Origin of the sequence: Amycolatopsis sp. NPDC023774 (assembly GCF_040639695.1) — a bacterium.
In the GTDB taxonomy this organism is placed as follows: Bacteria; Actinomycetota; Actinomycetes; order Mycobacteriales; family Pseudonocardiaceae; genus Amycolatopsis.
In genome coordinates this window covers 1-16,108 of sequence record NZ_JBFAAJ010000014.1, presented here as the reverse complement: position 1 = coordinate 16,108, position 16,108 = coordinate 1, and the positions used below count along the sequence as shown (strand labels likewise).

The 16,108-nt window shown below is 70.0% G+C and carries 20 protein-coding genes; 11 read left to right on the top strand and 9 right to left on the bottom strand.

All coding sequences use genetic code 11. The features are described 5' to 3' along the window. The first annotated feature begins 61 nt into the window (after positions 1-61). Positions 62-394: a hypothetical protein gene (locus AB0F91_RS26250; protein WP_360601450.1), complete on the top strand. Its 333-nt coding sequence runs from the start codon at positions 62-64 to the stop codon at positions 392-394. Between the two features lie 89 nt (positions 395-483). Here the strand turns inward: AB0F91_RS26250 and AB0F91_RS26245 are convergent, their stop codons facing one another. The 3 genes from AB0F91_RS26245 to AB0F91_RS26235 all read right to left on the bottom strand — a co-directional run bounded on the left by AB0F91_RS26245 (position 484) and on the right by AB0F91_RS26235 (position 3,238). After that, positions 484-831 carry an RNA polymerase-binding protein RbpA gene (locus AB0F91_RS26245; RefSeq protein WP_091613651.1) on the bottom strand — a complete coding sequence of 116 codons (348 nt, stop codon included), beginning with the start codon at positions 829-831 and terminating at the stop codon, positions 484-486. 225 nt (positions 832-1,056) lie between these two features. Continuing rightward, positions 1,057-1,803 (bottom strand): thymidine kinase, encoded by a 747-nt coding sequence (locus tag AB0F91_RS26240; RefSeq protein ID WP_360601448.1) that lies wholly within the window; start codon positions 1,801-1,803, stop codon positions 1,057-1,059. A 34-nt stretch (positions 1,804-1,837) separates the two neighbouring features. Next, on the bottom strand, positions 1,838-3,238 hold the full coding sequence (locus tag AB0F91_RS26235) for an MFS transporter (protein ID WP_360601446.1): 1,401 nt from the start codon (positions 3,236-3,238) through the stop codon (positions 1,838-1,840). Between the two features lie 247 nt (positions 3,239-3,485). Here AB0F91_RS26235 and AB0F91_RS26230 point away from each other — a divergent pair, with 247 nt between their 5' ends. Beyond that, positions 3,486-4,187: a transglycosylase family protein gene (locus AB0F91_RS26230; protein WP_360601444.1), complete on the top strand. Its 702-nt coding sequence runs from the start codon at positions 3,486-3,488 to the stop codon at positions 4,185-4,187. A gap of 16 nt (positions 4,188-4,203) precedes the next feature. Here AB0F91_RS26230 and AB0F91_RS26225 read toward each other — a convergent pair whose 3' ends face one another. Beyond that, positions 4,204-4,989, bottom strand: coding sequence for a glycerophosphodiester phosphodiesterase (locus AB0F91_RS26225; protein ID WP_360601442.1), 786 nt, complete (start codon positions 4,987-4,989; stop codon positions 4,204-4,206). Between the two features lie 90 nt (positions 4,990-5,079). On the opposite strand from AB0F91_RS26225, the gene AB0F91_RS26220 reads away from it, so the two are divergent. Together AB0F91_RS26220 and AB0F91_RS26215 are read left to right on the top strand one after the other, a co-directional pair. After that, positions 5,080-5,436: a hypothetical protein gene (locus AB0F91_RS26220; protein WP_360601763.1), complete on the top strand. Its 357-nt coding sequence runs from the start codon at positions 5,080-5,082 to the stop codon at positions 5,434-5,436. A gap of 147 nt (positions 5,437-5,583) precedes the next feature. Then, positions 5,584-7,176 (top strand): AMP-binding protein, encoded by a 1,593-nt coding sequence (locus tag AB0F91_RS26215; RefSeq protein WP_360601440.1) that lies wholly within the window; start codon positions 5,584-5,586, stop codon positions 7,174-7,176. A gap of 4 nt (positions 7,177-7,180) precedes the next feature. Here the strand turns inward: AB0F91_RS26215 and AB0F91_RS26210 are convergent, their stop codons facing one another. Continuing rightward, positions 7,181-8,176 carry a tyrosine-type recombinase/integrase gene (locus AB0F91_RS26210; RefSeq protein ID WP_360601438.1) on the bottom strand — a complete coding sequence of 332 codons (996 nt, stop codon included), beginning with the start codon at positions 8,174-8,176 and terminating at the stop codon, positions 7,181-7,183. A 748-nt stretch (positions 8,177-8,924) separates the two neighbouring features. On the opposite strand from AB0F91_RS26210, the gene AB0F91_RS26205 reads away from it, so the two are divergent. Further along, entirely contained in the window at positions 8,925-9,338 is a 414-nt protein-coding gene (locus AB0F91_RS26205) for a hypothetical protein (RefSeq protein ID WP_360601436.1), read from the top strand. Here the strand turns inward: AB0F91_RS26205 and AB0F91_RS26200 are convergent. Then, positions 9,311-9,700, bottom strand: coding sequence for a VOC family protein (locus AB0F91_RS26200; protein WP_360601434.1), 390 nt, complete (start codon positions 9,698-9,700; stop codon positions 9,311-9,313). The genes AB0F91_RS26205 and AB0F91_RS26200 overlap by 28 nt on opposite strands. A gap of 527 nt (positions 9,701-10,227) precedes the next feature. Between AB0F91_RS26200 and AB0F91_RS26195 the strand changes: the two genes are divergently transcribed. The 4 genes from AB0F91_RS26195 (at position 10,228) to AB0F91_RS26180 (ending at position 13,690) form a co-directional block, all read left to right on the top strand. Further along, a complete protein-coding gene (locus AB0F91_RS26195; protein WP_360601432.1) occupies positions 10,228-10,461 on the top strand; it encodes a WYL domain-containing protein in 234 nt (77 codons plus the stop codon). Between the two features lie 310 nt (positions 10,462-10,771). Beyond that, a complete protein-coding gene (locus AB0F91_RS26190; RefSeq protein WP_360601430.1) occupies positions 10,772-11,377 on the top strand; it encodes a TetR/AcrR family transcriptional regulator in 606 nt (201 codons plus the stop codon). Then, positions 11,361-12,977: an acyl-CoA dehydrogenase family protein gene (locus AB0F91_RS26185; RefSeq protein WP_360601428.1), complete on the top strand. Its 1,617-nt coding sequence runs from the start codon at positions 11,361-11,363 to the stop codon at positions 12,975-12,977. Before AB0F91_RS26190 ends, AB0F91_RS26185 begins: the two co-directional genes overlap by 17 nt. 65 nt (positions 12,978-13,042) lie before the next feature. Further along, complete coding sequence (locus AB0F91_RS26180; protein ID WP_360601426.1) at positions 13,043-13,690, top strand: class I SAM-dependent methyltransferase; 648 nt, start codon at positions 13,043-13,045, stop codon at positions 13,688-13,690. 1 nt (position 13,691) lies between these two features. On the opposite strand, the gene AB0F91_RS26175 is transcribed toward AB0F91_RS26180, so the two are convergent. Further along, the gene (locus tag AB0F91_RS26175) at positions 13,692-13,874 is read right to left on the bottom strand and encodes a hypothetical protein (protein WP_360601424.1); all 183 of its coding nucleotides are present in this window, start codon (positions 13,872-13,874) and stop codon (positions 13,692-13,694) included. Next, entirely contained in the window at positions 13,875-14,435 is a 561-nt protein-coding gene (locus AB0F91_RS26170) for an NAD(P)-binding domain-containing protein (RefSeq protein WP_360601422.1), read from the bottom strand. 68 nt (positions 14,436-14,503) lie between these two features. Between AB0F91_RS26170 and AB0F91_RS26165 the strand changes: the two genes are divergently transcribed. Further along, complete coding sequence (locus AB0F91_RS26165) at positions 14,504-15,082, top strand: DUF4865 family protein (protein WP_360601420.1); 579 nt, start codon at positions 14,504-14,506, stop codon at positions 15,080-15,082. A gap of 40 nt (positions 15,083-15,122) precedes the next feature. After that, positions 15,123-15,905 (top strand): SDR family oxidoreductase, encoded by a 783-nt coding sequence (locus AB0F91_RS26160; protein WP_360601418.1) that lies wholly within the window; start codon positions 15,123-15,125, stop codon positions 15,903-15,905. Here the strand turns inward: AB0F91_RS26160 and AB0F91_RS26155 are convergent. Beyond that, the coding region (locus AB0F91_RS26155; protein WP_360601416.1) for a recombinase family protein at positions 15,896-16,108 on the bottom strand (213 nt) is incomplete at its 5' end. The genes AB0F91_RS26160 and AB0F91_RS26155 overlap by 10 nt on opposite strands.

The following is a 16,108-nucleotide window of genomic DNA, read 5'->3' as shown; positions in this document are numbered from 1 at the left end:
CAGGGAACCACGAGAGTCCGCCGTTCCGGTCCGCGTGGCGGCGGATTTCTCATGCCACGAAGTGCGCGTGCTGGAACTGGAGATCCATCAGGTCGACGTGGTGGACGAGAACGAGGTGGCCGTCACCCTGCGCTGTCTCCTCGGGCCGGCCCGTCTCGGCGCTCGCTTCGACCGGATCCGTCCCGAGCCGGAGGGCGCAGGCTTCGACCTCGTTCGCGAATCCGGGGCGGCCCTCGACCTCGAGCTCACACGGATTCTCTTCCGGGGTCGTGACCTCGACGCACTCGATCCGGGCCTCACCGCGCTCGTCGCCCTCCGAGGCACGGGAACCCATCTGCTCCGGCCGGCCACGCAGACCAGCTGGCGGATCCTCCAGGGAAGCAACCCGCCGTAACCGCCCCGGACATGCGATCGGCCCCCGTGGAGGGAGATCACGGGGGCCGATCGATCGGGGATGGGTGGGAGCCAGCTACTGGCCGAGGCTCACGCGGACCGGCTGGTCCGGCGTCCCTTGAGCTCGGCGAGACGTTCGTTCAGCAGGTCCTCGAGCTCGGGAATGGAGCGGCGCTCCAGAAGCATGTCCCAGTGGGTCCTGGGGGGCTTGGTCTTCTTCTGCTCGGGCTGCCCGCCGTCGACGATCTCGCTCTCGCTGCCGTGCAGGCGGCATTCCCAGACGGTCGGGATCTCGGCGTCGTCGGAGAACGGCACCTCGAACTCGTGGTTCTTGGGGCACGCGTAGCGCACGGTGCGGCGTGGGGCGAGGTCGTGATTGCGGTCGGTCTCGTAGCTGACCGCTCCCAGCCGGCTTCCACGGAGAACACGGTCGGCCATGATGGGGTCCTTTCAGTCAGCTCCGGGTGGAGCCAGGGTGTTGCTCACCCTATGCAACGAACGCGGCGTCCGGGGGATTCCCCGGTAACCATGTCGTTGCTCACGATGAGCTGGGTCACCCTTCGGCATCAGCTTCCTCTACTGGGACAGGTTTCGCGCTCCGGCGTGACGCAGACACCGCCTTCCAAGTGCGGATATCCCCCAGTTGGGCTACTGCCGCTCCGTTCACGACAACCGTAACTGACCGTGGTGGGCCGTCGCGGGCCCCAAGTCACCCAACCGGAAGTGCCGGCGGCACAATACCTGATAACGGACCGTAGCTGATTCAGCATCGGAACGTGCCGAAGCTGAAGGTTCAACTACAGACTGTTCAGTGTCTGCTACTACAACGGTGTCACCCTCACGGAGTATTTCGTCGTCCCGTACGCGCGCGTTGAACCGGCCCGGCAGCCCGCACCAGCACAGCACCTCGACCTGCACCGGCTGCAGCTCGTCGGCCAGCTCGAACAGCCGGCCCGCGCCCGGGAACAGGCGGCTGCGGAAGTCGGTGGCGATCCCGAAGCAGTACACGTCGATACCGGCCTCGTCGGCCAGCTCCGCCAGCTGGTCGACCTGCGCGGGGGAGAGGAACTGCGCCTCGTCGACGATGATGTAGTCCACGTGCTGCCCAGTGGCCCAGCGCTCACGCACCAGGTCCCGCACGTCCGTGCGCGTGCCGACCTCCGTGGCGCGGCGCGTGATCCCGATCCGGCTGCTGATCTGTGGTGCCCCGGACCGGTCGTGGCGCACCAGCACCAGCCCGCGCCGGCCCTGCCGCGCGTGGTTGTGGTCGATCTGCAGGGCCAGCGTCGACTTCCCGCAGTCCATCGGGCCGTAGCAGAACTTCAGGCGGCCGCCCCGGGCGCGCGCGGCAGGGACCGGGGACAGCGCGTCGGTGGGATCGTCGGGCACGGCTTCTTCGAGGGCAGTCACGACGATCGACCCTATCCGGCCCCGGCCCGTCCGCTCACAGCACGGCGGGCGGACGGTTCCCGGCCGCCACGATCGCGCGCCGCACCGGCACCAGCGCCACGAACACGAACCCGAGGACGAAGAAGATCACCAGCGCGACGATCGCCAGCCGGAACGACCCCGTCGCCTGCCCGACGCCCGCGAACACCAGCGGACCCAGCCACGACGTGCCCTTCTCGCCCACGACGTAGAGCGAGTAGTACTGCGCGTCCTTCCCGGCCGGGATCATCTGGCTGAACAGCGACCGCGACAACGCGTTCGTCCCGCCCAGCACCAGCCCGATCCCCACCGCCACCGCGTAGAACTGCAGCGGCTGCTCCGGCTGGATGAAGTACGCACCCGCCAGCACCACCACCCACAGCACCAGGCTCCCCAGGATCGTCCGCTTCGCGCCCAGCCGACGCGCCACGAGCCCGTGCAGCACCCCGCCCACGTAGGCGAGGAACTGGATCACCAGTACCGTGATGATCAGCACCTCGTCGGAGAAGCGCAGCTCGTCCTTCCCGTACTGCGCCGACACCGCCACGACCGTCGAGATCCCGTCGGCGAAGAGCAGGTAGCTGCCCAGGAACGCCAGCGTCAGCGGAAACGCCTTCGCCTGCACCGCCGTCCGCCGCAGCTCCCGGAACCCGGCCCGCAGCACCGACACCCCGCGCTCGGCCGCCACCGGCGTGTGGACGCGGGGGAGCGCGCGCAGCACCGGGATGGTGAACACCGCCCACCACAGGCCCGAGGTCAGGAAGCAGATCCGCACCGCCGTGCCCGTGTCCACGCCCAGCGCGTCGCGGCTGAGGTAGAACGCCAGCTGCAACGCGAGCGCGAGCCCGCCGCCCAGGTAACCGAACGCCCAGCCTTTCGCGGACACGTCGTCACGCTCGTCGGGCTCGGCGATGTCGACCAGGAACGAGTAGTAGACGACCAGCGAACCGCCGTAACCGATGTTCGCGACGATGAACAGCGCCGCGCCCCATTGCCAGTCGGAGCCGGCCATGAAGAACATCAGCGCCGACGCCACCGCGCCCAGCCAGGCGAACCAGCCCAGGATCCGCCGCTTGTTCCGGCTGCGGTCGGCCACCGCGCCCGCGATCGGCAGCACCAGCACCTGCACCACCGTCGCCACCGAAAGCAGGTAACCCCACGTCGAACCGGCCGGGAAATGCAGCCCGAACAACGACACATCGCAGTTGTGGAGCTTGTCGTCCACACCGGACGCGTCCAAGCACGCCTTGTCCCCGTTAAGGGTGATGTTCTGCTTCGCTTCCGCCGCCGCGACAGTGCTCATGTAGAGCGCGCCGAACACGGTCGTAACCGATGAATAGAACGGCGAATTGGCCCAGTCGTAGAAGTACCAGCCCCACCGTTCCCGCTTCTTGTCACGGGTCTCGGCCAGCGTCATCCACGGCTCCTCAGCGGTCGCGAATCTCCAGGTCAGGCGGCACACTACTGGGGCGGCCGCGCGCGACACCGCCGAACGGGTAAACCGTGTCCGGTTCGTCGCCCGCCGATCGTCCGCACTGAGCCGAAAGGATCTCGAAATGGTGCGCGAGGCGTGTCGATCACGCGTTTCTTTGCCGTTTTGTGTGAGGCTGGTGAGTGTGGTGTGACTCTTGTGGTCAAAGGGTCACGTGCTTACTGTGCACCCCATGAACAACCGCGTTCGCACTGCTCACCGCGGTGCCGTGAGGATCCTGCTCCTCGCGGCCGCCGTCCTGGGGCTGCAGCTCGCCGTCGCCGGCGCCGCGTCCGCGGACCCCTCGGCCGGCTCCTGGGCCAAGCTGCGCATGTGCGAGGCCAGCGGCCGCTACACGATCAACACCGGCAACGGCTACTACGGCGCCTACCAGTTCGACCTGCCCACCTGGCGCAGCATCGGCGGCCAAGGCCGCCCCGACCAGGCCAGCCCGCGCGAACAGGACTACCGCGCGCTCTACCTCTACCGCATGCGCGGCTGGCAGCCCTGGCAGTGCGCCGGGATGCTCAAGCTCACCGGCGACGCCGACGCGCGCAGCAAGCGCATCCCGTCCTACGACGAATCCGCCTACATGGGCGGCACCGGCCTGCCCGCCCCGCCGCCCCCGAAACCCCAGCCCGCACCACCCGCGCCGCCCGGCGCCATGCCCGCCTGGCCGGGTGTCGTCTACGCCTACGGCGACTGCGCGCCTGCGCTCAAGACGTTCCAGCTACGCATGAACGCCTTCGGCTACGGCTTCACCGGCACCGGCTGCTACTACGACAAAACCAAAACCGCCGTGCTCGACCTGCAGCGCGCCAACGCCATCAAGGACTCCGGCCGCCTCGGCCCGTTGACGTGGAAGGCCGCCTGGCAGGGCAAACGCCCCAGGTGACCCGACACGCCGGGACTCAGCCGGCCTGCGGCCACACACCCCGCTCGACGAGCACATCGCGCAGCAGGTCCGGCCGATCCGTTACGATGCCGTGCACACCCAGGTCCAGCAGCGCCCGCATCTGCACCGGGTCGTCGATCGTCCACGTGTGGACCTCGAACCCCGCCCGCCCCGCCACCTTCAAGAACGAACGGTCCACCACCGTCAGCCGCCCCTGCTTCACCGGCACCTGAGCCAGGAACCCGCCCGCGAACCGGCTCAACGGCAGCAGCGGCACCCACCCGTTGGTCCACAGCATCAACACCGACCGCGGCCCCATCGCCGTGAGCAGCTTGGGCCCCGCCAGCCGCCGCAGCCGCGCCAGCCGCGAGTCCGAAAAGGACGCCGCCGCCACCCGGTCGAACGCACCCGTGCGCTCCAGCACCCGCACGAACGGTTCCACCGCGCCGTTCGCCTTCACATCCACGTTGAACCGCGCCTGGGGCAGCTCCTCCAGCACATCCTCCAGCCGCGCCAGCTGCGCCCGCCCGCCGATCTTGACGCCCTTCACCTGATCCCAAGTCTGCGCCGCGATCGACCCGCCACCATCGGTTGTCCGGTCCAGCGTGTCGTCGTGGTGCACCACCACCACACCATCCGACGTCGCGTGCACATCCGTCTCGACGTACCGGTAACCCTCCTCGACCGCACGCTTGAACGCCGGCAACGAGTTCTCCATCCCCGCCAGCTCGTCGAGGTGCCACCCGCGGTGGGCAAACGCACGGGGAAGCGGATCGGACAGGTACGGAAACGGTGGGCGCATCCCCACAGTGTCCTCCACCGGCATGGCCTCGGCATGAGAACACGATGGCCAGCTAGGGTCTGGCGGGTGAGGGAACTGGCCGAGCACCCGATGACCGGCGACGAACTGGTCGTACCGCGCCGCAGCACCGCACCCAAGCACTGCGGCTGGTGCGGCCGCCGCCTGCCCGAAGGCGGCAACGTCGGCCGCCGCCGCCGCTACTGCGGGCAGTCCTGCCGCCAGCGCGCCTACGAACGCCGCACCGCCCTGCAGCGCAGCGGCCTGCCCGAAGACGCCGTCGTGCTCTCCGACACCGAGATCGCCGCTCTGCAGGACCGCCTCTTCCAACTGCGCTGCGCCGCCGAAGACATCGCCACCGCCACCCACGACGGCGCCGACGCCGACGAGCTCCGCCGCCTCGCCGAAGAAATCGTGCACGCAGCGAAAGACCTCGAGCAGCTCCGCTGAGAACTCACGCGGCTCCACCGAGATTTCACGTGGCTCCGCCGTGAATTCAAGCGGCTCCACCGGCCCGCCGAGCGGACTAGAGTCCGGAATGTCCCCGGGGGACTGCCGGCAGCGAAGCCGTGCGCCGGCCAAGCGAGGGAGACGCCCGTGACGAAGGCCGCGTTCACACCCGCCACCGAACTCGACGCCGTCCGCGAGCTCACCGTCGGCGGCCTGCTCCGCGAAGCCGCCGCCCAAGCTCCGGACGCACCCGCCCTCGTCGAAGGCCTGCCCGACCCCGACGCGCGCCGCCGCTGGACCTACAGCGAGCTCCTCGCCGAAGCCGAAGCCGCCGCCCGCGCCCTGCTCGGTCGCTTCGAACCCGGCGAACGCGTAGCCACCTGGGCCAACAACATCCCCGAATGGGTCCTGCTCCAAATGGCCACCGCCCTCGCCGGCCTGACGCTCGTGACCGTCAACCCCGCACTGCGCGAAGCCGAACTCCGCTACGTCCTCGGCCAGTCCGGCGCCTCCGGCGTGTTCCTCGTCAGCGAATACCGCGGCACCCCCATGGCCGCCATCCTCGACCACGTCCGCCCCGACCTGCCCGATCTGCGCGAAACCATCCGGTTCGAAGACTGGCGCGCCTTCCGCGCCTCCGGGCTGCCCACCCAGGCCCTGCCCACCGTCGAACCCGGCGACCCCGCCCAGCTCCAGTACACCTCCGGCACCACCGGCGCCCCGAAAGGCGCCGTCCTCCACCACCGCGGCATCACCAACAACGCCCTGCTCTCCTATGCCCGCACGCTCGACATGCGACCCGGCGAGAACTTCGTCAACCCCATGCCCCTGTTCCACACCGCAGGCTGCGTGCTCGCCACCCTCGCCCCCATCGCCACCCTCGGCACCCAGGTCCTCATGCCCTGGTTCGACCCCGCGCTGCAGCTCGCCCTGATCGAACAGGAGAGGGGAGTGGTCTTCGGCGGCGTACCCACCATGCTCCTCGCCCTGCTCGGCCACCCCGACTTCCCCAAGACCGACCTCAGCTCGGTCCGCTACGCCCTCAGCGGCGGCGCCACCGTGCCACCCGCCCTCGTCCGCCGCATCGAAGCCGCTCTCGGCGTCCCGATGTGCATCATCTACGCCCAGACCGAAGCCTCACCCGGCATCACCATGACCACCCCCGCCGACAGCGCCGACGACCGCGCCGAAACCCTCGGCCGCGCCCTGCCCGCCTGCTCCGTGAAGATCGTCGACCCCCTCACCGGCGAAATCGCCGCCACGGGGGAGACCGGCGAGCTCTGCACCCGCGGCTACCACGTGATGACCGGCTACCACGCCATGCCCGAACAAACCGCCGCCGCCATCGACCCCGAAGGCTGGCTCCACACCGGCGACCTCGCCCGCATGGACGAACGCGGCTACCTCACCATCGAAGGCCGCGTGAAAGAGATGATCATCCGCGGGGGCGAGAACATCTACCCCCGCGAGATCGAACACGTCCTGCTCGACCACCCCGCCGTCGCCGACGTCGCCGTGGTCGGCATTCCCGACCCCGAGTGGGGCGAACAAGTCGGCGCCTTCGTGCTCCTGCGCCCCGGTGCCCACGTCGGTGAGGAAGAACTGTTCGCCCACGTCCGCGAACACCTCGCACCGCACAAGACACCCGAGGTGTGGCAGTTCGTGACCGAGTTCCCCCTTACCGGCTCCGGCAAGATCCGCAAGCACGTCCTGCGCGAGCACTACCTCGCCGCCCACTGAGCGCTCAGCCCGCATCACCCGCGCCCAGCCCATCCAGCGCGCGGTACGTCCGGTTGCTCGCCGCCGCGGCCCGCTGCTCCCGGCCCGTCGCCTCGATGTAGTTCTGGCTCGTGGCCAGGCTCGCGTGCCCCAGCAACATCATGATCTCCGAAGCCGTCGCCCCGTCCTCCGCCAACCGCGTCGCGAAGGTGTGCCGCAACGCGTGCAGGTTCGCGCCCGCCGGCACCCGGTCGTGCAACCCCGCCCACCGATAACACGACTTCACCAGGTACTCCAGGGCCCCACGCCCGATCGGCTCGCCCGCCCGGTCGCGCAGCAACGGCTCCGACGCCGGGAACCGCGACTGCGGAAACCGCCGCCGGCACGACTTCCCGTAGTCCTCGATCAGCTTCGCCAGCACCGGCTGCACCGGGATCGACCGGTCGCGGCTGCCCTTGCCCGAGACGTGCAACCGCAGCTCACCGTCCCGGCCCACCACCGAACGTGGCGTCAGCGCCCGCATCTCCGCCGCCCGCAATCCCGCCACCAGCCCGAGTGCCAGCACCAGCACGTCGCGCTCCGGCCACGGATCCCGCGCGCGCCGCGCACCGCCAGCCGCCGCGGACAGCAACCGTTCCGGAGTTTCCTCACCCCGCAACGGTTTCGGCACCAGCGGGGGAGTCTTGGGCCGGGCGACCGCGCCCATGGGATTGCCCGCCAGCAGCCCGTCGGACACGCAGAACGTGAGGAACTGGTTCCACGTCGACCATGCCCTCAGCACCGAGCTCTTCGCGTGCCCATCGGCGAAAGCGCCGAACGCCGCCCTCAGCGCCGGCGCCGTCAGATGCTCGACGTCCAGTTCCTCGGGTGCTCGCCCGAGCTCCTGGAGCAGGAGAGTGGTGATCCCGGCCAGATCACGACGGTAGGCGGCGGTGGTGTGCGGCGAGTCCTTGCGCGGCCGCCGTGCCGCGAAGAACGCTTGCTGTGCCTCGGAAACCAGCATATGGATCTTGTACAGCACGGCACCGACAGTTCTGGCGTCCGGATGCTTGTCCGGTATGCTGCATAATGGCGATTATGCATGAAACCTGGCGGTGGTGAGGGTGAATCCCCTTGGGGGACAACGGTTCCCCCAGTCTCGCGTCCTTGGCTCGCCTGGCCGGTTCGGTGAGTTCCTTGCCGTTGCGCAGTTTTGCCGAGGGATCGTTCATCTGTTCGAGTGGCCGCCTGAGGTTGGGTCGGGCGGCGCGGCGAGGGCTGATTGACTGTCGGCGCGTCGGGTGCGCGTGTTGGTTTCGTGCTTTCGATGTCCGCCCAGTCCCGTGCAATTCGTCACGGTGACGAATTGCACGGGGGGTTCGGGCGGTCCTGATGCCTGAACTCGGGGATGTCCGCGGAAGTCTCCGGACGGACTGCGGAAGGCTCACTCGGGACCCGTCGCGTGGCGGGCGATCGGTCGGGTGCGGATCGCGGCGCACCGGCGGGCTAACCGAGCACACTCTCGTCTGCAGGTGCTCACACCACTCGGATCAGCCTCCTGAGGCTCCTCCCTGCTTCCTTCAGCACGTCGGCCATGCGCCGATAATGTACATTATGTCAAGTAAGGCTGATCAGGGCTGCACTCAGCCTCTCCTCACGACCGGCCGCGCTACCTGACCGTCTCGGCCGGCTTTTGACCGCCGTTCGATTCCCGCGCCATTCACGCGCGCGCACGTATGCCGCGTGGACCTACGTCCGGCAGGGACCGGTTCGAACCGTGACCCGGCGCAATGCTCGAAGGCACACCATCCCCCTTCAGCCCCGCCTTCGTTCGCGGTTTCGAAGAGGTCACCAAAAAAGGCGAGGACTGGAAATTCCGGCCGGTAGCGGAACGGGCTCGGATCGTCGCTCGTGCGACGCGGATCCTGCGCGAGAAGTCGAAATGGGCAAGATCACCCGTTTCGGTTATCTGGAAGTGGATTTGGTCCGCCGACATTCTGGATTACTGCGCGCAGAACGGTGAACGGTTCCTGTCAGCCGGTGGACTCCCCGCCGAGCCCGGTGCCACCGTCGTCGCCGAGTCGATCGGGTTCGGGCGCGAGCTGATCCGGGTCGTCGAGCCGCGTGAGCCACTCCCCTGTGCCCCGGATCGCGCGCGTGGTCCGAGGCGCTGGGCTCAGCCGGTGGCGAGCATCTCCAGGTAGTGCGGGTTGGACATGATGCCGAGGACGTTGCCGAACGGGTCGACGACGGAGGCGGTGACGAAGCCGTGGCCGCGTTCGCGTATGCCGTCGTGTTCCTTCGCGCCGAGGGCCAGGAGACGGTCGAGTGAGCCGGTGAGGTCGTCGACGTGCCAGTACAGGACCGCGCCGGCGGGGCCGCCGGGGGCCGGGGGCAGGTACTTGCGGTCGACGATGCCGAGCTCGGCTTGGTGGTCGCCGAGGCGGAACTCGATGTAGCCGGGGCGGGAGAAGTAGGGCTCGATGCCGAGGACGTCGGTGTACCAGGCCTGGGCGGCCCGGAGGTCGTCGGCGGAGAAGGTCAGGGTGGCCATTCCTCGCAGCATGAGCTGGTCCTTTCGCTGTGGTGTCCGATTTGTCGTGGTACTCAGCCAAGCATGGAAAAGTGCTCATCCGCCGAGCACTTTTTTCGGAGGATCGGGCCGTGCGAGAGGACCGGCTGGTGGCGGCTCTCCTGGTGTTGCAGGCGCGGGGCCCCGGGTGACGGCGGCCTGGCTGGCGGAGGAGCTGGAAGTGTCGGTGTCGACGGCGCGGCGGGACGGGACCTGGAGGCGCTGTCGGCAGCCGGCCAGCCGGTGTATCCGCAGGCCGGGCGGGGTGGCGGGTGGCAGCTGGTCGGTGGGGCGCGGACGGATCTGAGCGGGTTGATGGCGGCGGAGGCGCGGGCATTGTTCGTGCTGGCGGGGCCGGCGGGTCGGCTGTCCCCTGACGTCCGGTCGGCGTTGCGGAAGCTGGGGCGGGCGTTGCCGGAGACGTTCCGGGGCCGACGCGGAGGCGGCGGCGGGCGCGGTGGTGCTGGATCCGGCGGCGTGGGGTCGTGAGCTGCGGGAAGAGCCGGAGTTCGTGGAGCTGCTTGCAGCAGGCGGTGGTGCGCGGGCGCAAGGTCGCGCTGGGGTATACGAGCTGGGGTGGCGAGGCTGCGGGGCGGCTGGTGGATCCGTGGGGGCTTGTGTACAAGGACGGTGTCTGGTATCTCGTCGCGGGGACCGTGCAGGGCCGGCGGACGTTCCGGGTGGACCGGATCTCGGCGGTGACCGTGACGGACGAGCTCGCCGAGCAGCCGGAGGAAGACCTCGGCCGGGAGTAGGAGCAGGTCGCCGCCGAGGTGGAAACCCGGCGGGGTCGCGCGACGGCGTCGGTGCTGGTCGAGAAGCCGCTCCTCCCCTGGGCTCGCCGGCAGTTCGGCCGCCAGTGCATGGTGCTCGGTGAGGAAGGCGGCCGGTTGCGGGTGGAGCTGGCAGCGCCGACGGCCGAGCTGCTCGCCCGGCAGGTTGCCGGCTGTCTGCCCGGGCCGAGGTGCTGGAGCCGAGGTGCGGGCCAACCTGGCGCGTCTGGGTCGTGAGCTGGGTGAACGGTACGGTTGACCGAAGTAATGAATCAGTGGTTCACTTCTTGACGTGCCCTACCGAAGGACCCCCAAGGTGCAGGAGCGCCTCGACGCGCTGCGCGACTCGATCGTCGCCGCGGCGGTCGAGCAGCTGGCCGAGCACGGCTACGCGGGCTGTTCCGTCGCGGCTGTCGCGGAGCGGGCCGGGGTCGCCGTGGGCACGGTGTACCGCCACTTCCCCACCAAGGCCGAACTGGTCGTGCGGGTGTTCCGCCAGGTCGTGACACGGGAGGTCGAGGCGGTGCGGGAGGCGTCGGCGGGGCCGGGTGAGCCGGCCGCACGGGTGGCGGCGGTGTTCGAGACGTTCGCGGCACGCGCGTTGAAGGCGCCGCGGCTGGCGTACGCGCTGCTCGCCGAGCCGGTGGACGCGCTCATCGACGCGGAGCGCCTGGAGTTCCGGCGGGCGTTCCGGGACGTGGTGGCCGAACACGTGGCCGCCGGGGTGCGCTCGGGTGCGTTGCCCGCGCAGGATTCCGTGCTGACCGCGGCGGCACTGGTGGGTGCTGCCGCGGAGGTGTTGATCGGGCCGCTGCGAGGCGGCGCGGTGAGTGATGTCGTCGAGTTGCGGACGTTCGTCGTCCGGTCTTTGGGAGGTTCCGATGTCCGCCACGCATGAGGTCACCAACCAGGTGCCGCCGTTGGTCTACGACGTCGCGGAGGATCCTGCGCTGCTCGAGGCGCTCGAGCGCGCGGACGCGGGCTGGGCGGCCGAGGAGGTCCACGAGCTGGGCCGGCTCGCCGGGAGCGAGCAGGCGCAGGAGTGGGGCCGGATCGTCAACGAGAACGAGCCGGTGCTGCGTACGCACGACCGGTACGGGAACCGGATCGACGAGGTCGAGTACCACCCGTACTGGCACGAGCTGATGAGCGTCGCCGTGTCGCACGGGCTGCAGGGCGCGCCGTGGCGTGACGAGCGGGCCGGGGCGCACGCGGCGCGGGCGGCGAAGCTGTACGTGTGGGGTCAGGTGGAGGCGGGCCACACGTGCCCGATTTCAATGACCTACGCGGCGGTCCCGGCGCTGCGGGCCAACCCCGAGCTGGCGGCGTTGTACGAGCCGCTGCTGGCGGCGACGGAGTACGAATTCGGGCTGCGGGAGCCGAGCACCAAGCGCGGGCTGATCGCGGGCATGTCGATGACGGAGAAGCAGGGCGGCTCCGACGTGCGAGCCAACACCACGGCCGCGCGCCCGGTCGCCGACGGTTCTTATCGGCTGGTGGGTCACAAGTGGTTCACCTCCGCGCCGATGTCGGACCTGTTCCTGACGCTGGCGCAGGCGCCCGGTGGTCTGTCGTGTTTCCTGCTCCCCCGCGTGCTGCCCGACGGCAGCCGCAACCCGATCCGCCTGCAGCGGCTGAAGGACAAGCTGGGTAACCGGTCGAACGCGTCGTCGGAGATCGAGTACGAGGACGCCGTGGGCTGGCTCGTGGGCGAGGAGGGCCGTGGGGTCCGCACGATCATCGAGATGGTGAACAACACGCGGCTCGACTGCGCGCTCGGCAGTGCGTCGGGGATGCGGCTGGGTGCGGTGCGGGCGGTGCACCACGCGACGCACCGGCACGCGTTCGGCAAGGCGCTGGTGGATCAGCCGTTGATGGCGAACGTGCTGGCCGATCTGGTGGTGGAGTCCGACGCGGCCGCGACGGTGGCGATGCGGCTCGCGGCGGCGGGCGATCGGCCGGATGACGCGCAGGAGCAGGCGTTCCGGCGGCTCGGGCTGGCGGTCACGAAGTACTGGGTGTGCAAGCGGGCGCCGACGCACGCGGCCGAGGCGCTGGAGTGCTTCGGCGGCAACGGGTACGTCGAGGAGTCGGGGATGCCGCGGCTCTACCGCGAGGCTCCGCTGATGTCCATCTGGGAGGGTTCGGGCAACGTGGCGGCGCTCGACGCGTTGCGTGCGATGGGTCGTCAGCCGGAGTCGGTGGCGGCGTTCTTCACGGAGGTCGAGCAGTCCGCCGGTGCCGACGCGCGGCTGGACGACGCGGTGGACCGGTTGAAGAAGGAACTGTCCGATCTGGACGACGTGGAGTTCCGCGCGCGGCGTGTGGTGGAGTCGATGGCGTTGGTGCTGCAGGGTTCCCTGCTCGTGCGCCACGGTGATCAGGCGGTGGCCGACGCGTTCTGCGCGTCGCGTTTCGCCGGTGACTGGGGCATCGCGTTCGGCACGCTGCCGGCGGGCACGGACACCTCGGCCATCATCGACCGCGCCCGGGTGTAGTCGGCGCCGGGTTTGGTGGGCAAAGGGCGGACGCGGGGGCGTTCGGCGCGGTAGCGTCCGCGGTCATGACCGCCTCCGAAATCGACTTCGTGTCCGCCACTCGCACCGCCTACGACACCGTCGCGGTGTCCTATGCCGACCTGTTGAAGGACGACCTCGCCGCGAGCCCGTGGGACCGCGCGATGCTGGACACCTTCACCGAGCTCGTCGGCGCCGGCGCTCGCGTCGGGGATCTCGGGTGCGGTCCGGGCCGGATCACGGGCTACCTGGCGGGTCGGGGGCTGGCCGTGTTCGGGATCGACCTGTCCCCTGGCATGGTGGAGGTCGCGCGCGAGGCACACCCGGGGCTGGAGTTCGAGGTCGGGTCGATGGCCGCGTTGCCGCTGGAGGACGCGTCGCTGGCGGGCGCGCTCGCGTGGTACTCGCTGATCCACACCCCGCCGGAGCGGCTGCCGGTGCTGGTTGCGGAGCTCGCGCGCGTGCTCGAGCCGGGTCGGCGGTTGCTGACCGCGTTCCAGGTCGGGACCGAGCGCCGGCACCTGACCCACAGCTATGGCCACGACATTTCGCTCTACGCCTACCGGCTCGACCCGGACTTCGTCGCCGGGCTGCTCACCGTCGCCGGGTTCACGGTGGAAGCCCGACTGGTCCGCGCGAGGGGGCCGCGGGAGAAGACGCCGCAGGCTTATCTGCTGGCGCGCAAGGAAAGCTGAGCTATTCGCGCAGCCGGGCCAGGACCGCGTCGAGGGCGTGGCGCACCGAGCCGGGAACGCCGCCGTGGCGCAGCGCGGTCATCAGCTGCTCGTTGATTCCGCCCAGTGTGGTGTGTTTCGCGGTCAGTTCGGTGAGCAACGCGGTGCCCGGCGACTGGCCCAGTTGCGCGAACAAGTGCGTCACTTAGGCGTCGGCGGCGCCGGGTTCGACGCCGTGGCCCGCAAGCCAGCCCGCGATCGTGGTCAGGTAGTCCAGGTGCGCGGCGAAAGTGGCGGCGCCGAAGGCGTCGAGCGTGGGTTCGTCGGGCGGGACGACCACTCCGCCGAGCGGCTCGAACAGGTCGCGGGCGATGGGGTGGTCGGGGAACAGCGCGGTGAGGCTCTGCCGGCGGGCGGCCTGCGGCAGCGGGATGGTCCGCACGACGTGCGCGGCCGGTGCGGTCCACTCGCGCAATGTCGACAGCGCCACCCCGGCCACGGCGCTGAGCACCACGTGGTCCGGGCGGAAGTCCAGCTCTGCCACCACTTCCCGGGCCATGGCGGGCCGGAGTGCGAGCACGACCACTGGTGCCGCGTCGAGGACGTCCTGGTTGCTCGCGCAGACAGCGACGTTCGGGAACCGCGCCGCCAGCTCCTGCCCGACCTGCCGGCCGCGCGGCGACAGGAAGACCGCAGGTGCCTCGACGCATTTCTTCGACGCTGAGTCCTTCGACGATCGCCGCCGTGATCTCCCCGGCTCCCACAAACCCGTACGCCCCCATGCCCCGCCCTCCTAGTGTGGACCTCGACGATCGGAGGTCGCCTGTGCACGCCATGCACTACGAGATCACCTTGCCCGCCGACTACGACATGCAGATCATCCACCGCAGGGTGCGCGAGCGCGGGCCGTCGTTGCTGGACGAGTTCCCCGGGCTGGGGCTCAAGGCGTACGGGGTGCGCGAACGCGGCGTCGACGGCTCGGCGCTCAACCAGTACTCCCCCTTCTACCTGTGGCACGATCCGGCCGGGATGCACGCGTTCCTGTGGGAAGGCGGGTTCCGCGGCATCGTCGACGACTTCGGACGCCCGCCCGTGCCGCACTGGACCGTGCTCGCGTTCGAGGAGGGGCCGGCGTTCGGCACCACACCCCGCGCGGCGGGCAAACGCGCGGAGATCCTGCCGCGCGAGGTGCTCCCGGGTGACGCGATCACGCCGGCGGTGGCGGATCTGACCGAGCACGCGCGGCGAGCCGGCGTCCATTCGGTCGCGCTCGTGATCGACCCGCGCGGCTGGGAGCTGGTGCGCTACACGCTGTGGGCCGGGGACGCACCGGACGAGGACCCCGTGCGGTACCGGATCGGGCACGTGTCCACGCCGGAGCCGGCGAAACTGCGCCGTGGCAGGCAGTGGTGAAGTCGGTACGGTGATCGTCGGAGCAACCTCAGGGAGCAGCATGACTCGTCTGCACGATCGCCGGATCCTCGTGACGGGTGCCGGTTCCGGCATCGGCCGCGCCACGACGCTGCGTCTGCTGTCGGAGGGGGCGCGGGTGGTGGCCACCGACGTGTCCGCGGAGACCGTCGCGGGCACCGCCGAGCTGGCCGGCGACCCGCGCCTCGAGACCTTCGTGATGGACGTCGCCGACGAGCAGTCGGTGGTGAAGGGCACCGCGGCCGCGGTCGAGCACCTCGGCGGGCTCGACGTGCTCGTCAACGCCGCCGGAATCCTGCAGGCCTCCCACACGCACGAGACGTCGCTGGAGTTCTGGAACCGGATCGTCGCGGTGAACCTCACCGGCACGTTCCTGGTTACCCGCGAAGCGCTGCCGGCGTTGATCGCCGCCGGGAAGAGCGTGGTGATCAACTTCAGTTCCACGTCCGCAGCGTTCGCGCACCCGTACATGGCGGCGTATGCGGCGAGCAAGGGCGGGATCCAGGCGTTCACGCACTCGCTGGCGCTGGAGTACAGCAAGCAAGGCGTGCGCGCGGTCAGCGTCGCGCCGGGCAGCGTGAAGAGCGGCATCACCGACAACGCGGGCACGTGGATGCCTCAGGATGTGGACTGGGCGCTGTTCGGCAAGCTCCTGCCGATCCTGCCGACTGATCTCGCGACGCCGGTCGGCAACCCGGTCGGGCGCCCGGAGTCGGTCGCGGGCGTCGTGGCGATGCTGGCCTCCGACGACGGCGAGTTCATCACCGGCACCGAGATCCGCATCGACGGCGGCACTCACGCCTGACGCGGCACCGGGCTGAACTCGGCCAGATCCGGCAGGGGCGCCACCACCCGCGCGTACGCGTCGCCGGCACGGAGCTTGTCCAGCATCAGATCCAGCTTCGGGCGCGAGGACAGCTTCCCGGACACCTTCTCGATGAACATGTTCTCTGCGGCCACCCCCGCCGCGGCGAGCGCGTCGATCTGGTGATCGGTGCTCTGGTCGCG